This is a genomic window from Streptomyces apricus, assembly GCF_008369065.1.
In the GTDB taxonomy this organism is placed as follows: Bacteria; Actinomycetota; Actinomycetes; order Streptomycetales; family Streptomycetaceae; genus Streptomyces; species Streptomyces apricus.
Map to the genome: position 1 here is coordinate 4,152 of NZ_VDFC01000066.1, position 4,246 is coordinate 8,397.

At 76.0% G+C, this 4,246-nt stretch carries 2 protein-coding genes; one reads left to right on the top strand and one right to left on the bottom strand.

Features of this window, described 5'->3' with window-relative positions:
• Positions 1-2,608, bottom strand: a 2,608-nt coding sequence (locus FGF04_RS33230; RefSeq protein WP_188114342.1) for an ATP-binding protein, incomplete at its 3' end; no start/stop codon positions are given.
• Between the two features lie 490 nt (positions 2,609-3,098).
• Here FGF04_RS33230 and FGF04_RS33235 point away from each other — a divergent pair.
• Complete coding sequence (locus FGF04_RS33235) at positions 3,099-4,061, top strand: aminoglycoside phosphotransferase family protein (RefSeq protein WP_408055701.1); 963 nt, start codon at positions 3,099-3,101, stop codon at positions 4,059-4,061.
• Positions 4,062-4,246 lie beyond the last annotated feature (185 nt).

Below are 4,246 nucleotides of genomic sequence, written 5' to 3' on the forward strand. Positions count from 1 at the left end.
GTTCGGGGTGGAGGAGAGGGTGGAGCATGTCGGCCAGGCCCGTGAGCTGGTGTGCGCCGCCGGTCGTGGCGAGCCGGCGGGCCCTAGTCCACATCGCGCGGGCGCGCTCCGGGTCGCCGGCGGCCGCCGCGGGTGCGCCGAGCAGCAGGCCGAACGCCTCCCACAGCACCGCTCCCCCGCGGGCCGCCGTGTCCACGGCCCGCTCGAACAGTGCGGCGGCCGCCGCCGTGTCGCCGGCGGCGGAGCGGCAGTGGGCGGTGCTGCGCAGCGCCGATGCCCGCTGTGCCGGCAGGTCCAGGCGGTCCGCCTCCTGGCGTGCCCGCCGCGCCCAGGCCGCGGCCGCCTGCGTGTCGCCGCTCAGGACCGCGGAGTTGACGAGGATCTCCAGGATGAGCGGACGCATGGACGGGTGGAGCGCGTTCAGGTCCTGGCCCCCGCCGCGCAGCACCGCGGTCCGGGCGCGCTGCGCGTCGCCCGCGTGGATCGCCGCCTGGGCCAGCACGCACCAGGCGGTGGACGCCCACCAGTTGGTGCGCGTGCCCGCTGCCGCGACGGCTTCCTCGGCCACCGCCAGGGCGGCCCCGTCGGCGGGCGGGAGCGCGAACAGCTGCACGTAGGCCTTGTTGGCCAGGACGAAGGCCAGCAGTTCGTCGCTGCCGATGCCCCGGGCGATCGTCTCGGCCTCGTCCGCCAGCTCCAGGGCCGTCCGCAGCCGCAGGGTCTGCAGCTGCACGTAGGCCTTGCACAGCAGCAGGTGCGGCAGGACGTAGAGCAGGCCGCCGCGCCGGGCGATGAGCAGGCCGCGGTCGGCGTGCCGTTCGGCGTCGGCGTACCGCTCCAGGAACGCCTCCGCCCAGCCGAGCCGGGCCAGTGGCTCGCACAGGCCCGCCAGGTCGCGGTCGGTCAGGGCGTCCACCAGCGCGGCGGCCCGGTCGGTGGCCGGCCGTGCGGCGCTCATGTCGCCTTCGTAGGTCTCCCCCAGGGCGGCGATCGCCAGGGCGCCCGCCTGGGCGGTCTCGTCGCCCAGGCGGCGGGCCAGGTCGAGCGTGGCGCCGACGTCGGCGCGCAGCTGCGGGTAGGAGGTGGCGTGCGGCGCGGACGAGCCGAGTTCCAGGCCGAGTTGCACCCGGTCGGCGTCGCAGGGGCCCGGTGTGCGGGCCAGTTCGCGGCGCAGCAGGGCGACCGCTTCCGCGTACCGGCCCAGGTGGCGTTCCATCACCGCGCACAGAGTCACCGCACGGGCCCGTGTGCGGTGCGGGGCCTGTTCCTGGTCGGGTGGTGACAGGGCGATCACCTCGTGCAGGAGGTCGCGGCTCTCGCGCAGTCCTCCGCACACGCCCAGGGCCTGTGCCCGTCGCAGCATCAGATCGCGGCGCAGCGGGGCGTGTTGCGGCCGGTCGGGCAGGTGGGTGAGGGCGACGTGGAGCCAGTGGGCGCTGCTGGCGGGTGCGGTGGAGGCGAACTGCCGGGCCGCTTCGGACAGGACGGCGACGGCCTGGGGGTCCCAGCCGGTCAGGGACTGCTCGACGTGGTGGGCGCGTTCGGTGGCGGGGGCTCCGGCGGCGGCCAGCGCGTGCGCGGCGAGGCGGTGCATGTGCCCGCGTTCCATCGGGTGGGTGTTGTCGTGCACGACCGCCCGCAGCACCGGGTGGCGCAGGGTCCACCGCCCGCCCGGTTCAGGACGCACCAGGTCACGGTCTGTCAGCACGGCCAGGTCGGCGGTGACTTCGGCCTCGTCGCGGGCGGTCACCGCGGCCAGCAGTCCGGTGCTGCCGCGGTCGCCCAGGACGGCCACCGCTTCGGCGGTACGGCGCTGGTGCGCGCTCAGCGCGGTCAGTTCGTCCAGCAGGACGGAGCCCAGTCCGGTGGAGTGCGCGGAAACGTCCCGCCCGGCGCCGCGCCCGGTCTGTCCGGCGTGCAGGAGGGCGAGGAAGTACAGCGGGTTGCCGTCGCTCTCGGCGTACAGTTCGGCGGCCCGGGCGCGCTGCACGGCGGGCGCCGATCCGGGGGCGAGGACCTCGACGCAGTCCTGTTCGGTGAGGGGGCCCAGGCGCAGCCGCTGCACCGTGCCCAGGTCGATGCCCCGGGTGAGGGCGGCGTCCAGGGAGGCCGTGGTCTGGCGGTCGCGGCGGGCCACGACGATGACGAGGGGGGCGTCCGGGGGGTGGCGCACGAGGTGGTCGAGCAGTTCCAGGGACGCCGGGTCCGCCCAGTGCAGGTCGTCCACCGCCACGCACAGTCCGGGGCCGCTCCGGGCGATGTGGGCCAGCTGCCGTGCGAGGGTGCGCTGCAGCCCGAAGCGGTCGCCGTGCGCGTCCTGGGCGCCCGGCTGCGTCACCTGCACGTCGTGGTCGGCGAGTGCGTCGCTGAACGGCCGGTAGGGGATGTGCCGTTCGTACTCGGTGGCCCTGCCGCGCAGCACCGTCATCCCCCGGGCCCGCGCCCGCCGGCAGAACTCGGCCAGCAGCCGGCTCTTGCCGATGCCCGCGCTCCCGGCGAGGTCCACGACGCAGGGGCCGCCGCCCCCCTCCAGCGTCCGGTCGAGCACCGCGTCCAGACGTTCAAGCTCTGTCGCCCGGCCCACCAGCGCAGTCACGTCGCCCCCCATCTGCCCTGTCCCGCGCGGCCGTCGGGGACATTTCGGTGACGATCCTACGTACGACGCGGGCGGCGGGAGGGCGGGACTGCGGCCCGGCGGTGATCCGGCGCCATCGCCGGCCCTGGCGCACTCCGGGTGCGGGACGCGGTGGTGCACAACGCGGCGAGTCCCCCTCCACGGATCGTGGAGGGGGACTCGTCATGTGAGCGCCGGGCAGGCCTTGCACCTGCATTTCCCCGCAGGAAGCGGGGCGTCTTTCCTTGGACCACCAACGCGCGAGCGGAGAACCGGAGTTCCGGTGGCCCGCTCAAGATCGAGCATAGCGGATCGTCGACGGTACGGGCCACTTCCCCGGCCCGGTGGGCCGGCGCCCGGCGCCGGGAGGGGGGAAATCGGGTCGACAGGCGGGCCGGTGACGCACTGGGATGGCTGCGGCTGCCCGGCATGTGGCGCGGGCCTGGTGAAGGAGCTGTTCGTGGTGAGCGGGGAGAGCGCGGGCATGCGTCCGGCGATCGGCACGGAGTTGGTCAGGCGCCTGGTGGACGCGCAGTTCCCGCAGTGGGCCCATCTGCCTCTCACGCCGGTCGAGCCGGCCGGTTCGGACCATGTGATCCACCGGCTGGGCGAGCGGCTGTCCGTGCGGCTGCCCCGTCATGCCGGCGCCGCCGGGCAGGCCGGCAAGGAGTTCCGGTGGCTGCCGCGCCTGGCCCCGCACCTGCCGCTGGCCGTCCCGGTGCCGGTGGCGGTGGGTGCGCCCGGCTTCGGCTATCCGTGGCCGTGGGCGGTCTCGCGCTGGCTGGAGGGCGAGGTGGCGACCGTCGAGGCACTGGCGGACCCGTGCGCCACCGCCGTCGAACTGGCGCGGTTCCTGACCGCCCTGCAGCGGTTCGCGCCCGGGGGCGTCCCGGTGCAGGACTCCGGTTCGGTGCAGGACGCCGGCCCCGACCCGGTGCAGGACGTCGGCGACGTCAGCTTGGTGCAGGGCGTGGGCCCGGTGCAGGACGTCGGCGGGGACCTCGCCGGTGGGTCGCTGGCCGAGCGGGACCGGGCGACGCGGTGCGCCATCGCGCGGACCGGCGGCGTGTTCGACACCGCGGCGATGACCGGGCTGTGGGACGCGGCGCTGGACGCCCCCGGCTGGGGCCGCCCCGCGGTCTGGTTCCACGGTGACTTCCACACCGGCAACCTGCTGACGGTCGACGGCCGCCTCAGCGCGGTCATCGACTTCGGCGGGCTCGGTGTCGGCGACCCGGCCTGCGACCTGATCATCGCCTTCACCCTGCTGTCGGCCGACAGCAGGGCCGCCTTCCGGGACGCGCTCGCGGTGGACGACGCCACGTGGACGCGGGGCCGCGGCTGGGCGCTGGCCACCGCGCTGAACGCCTACACCCACTACGCCGCCGTCGATCCCCGGGTGGCCGCGCAGACCACCCGGCAGATCCACGAGGCCCTGATCGGCTGAGCGGCCGGCCGTGGCGTCCCCCGGGCCCGCGGGCCGGTGGGCCGCTGGACCTGTGCCCGGGCGGTGTTCGAGGCGCCGGTGGGCGCGCGGGGTGTCATTCGGTGGCGGCGGTGTGCCGTGGCGGGCGGGCAGGGGCGGGCGGGGGCATCAGGGCGAGGTCGGTGACGTCGCGGGCGACCTTGCTG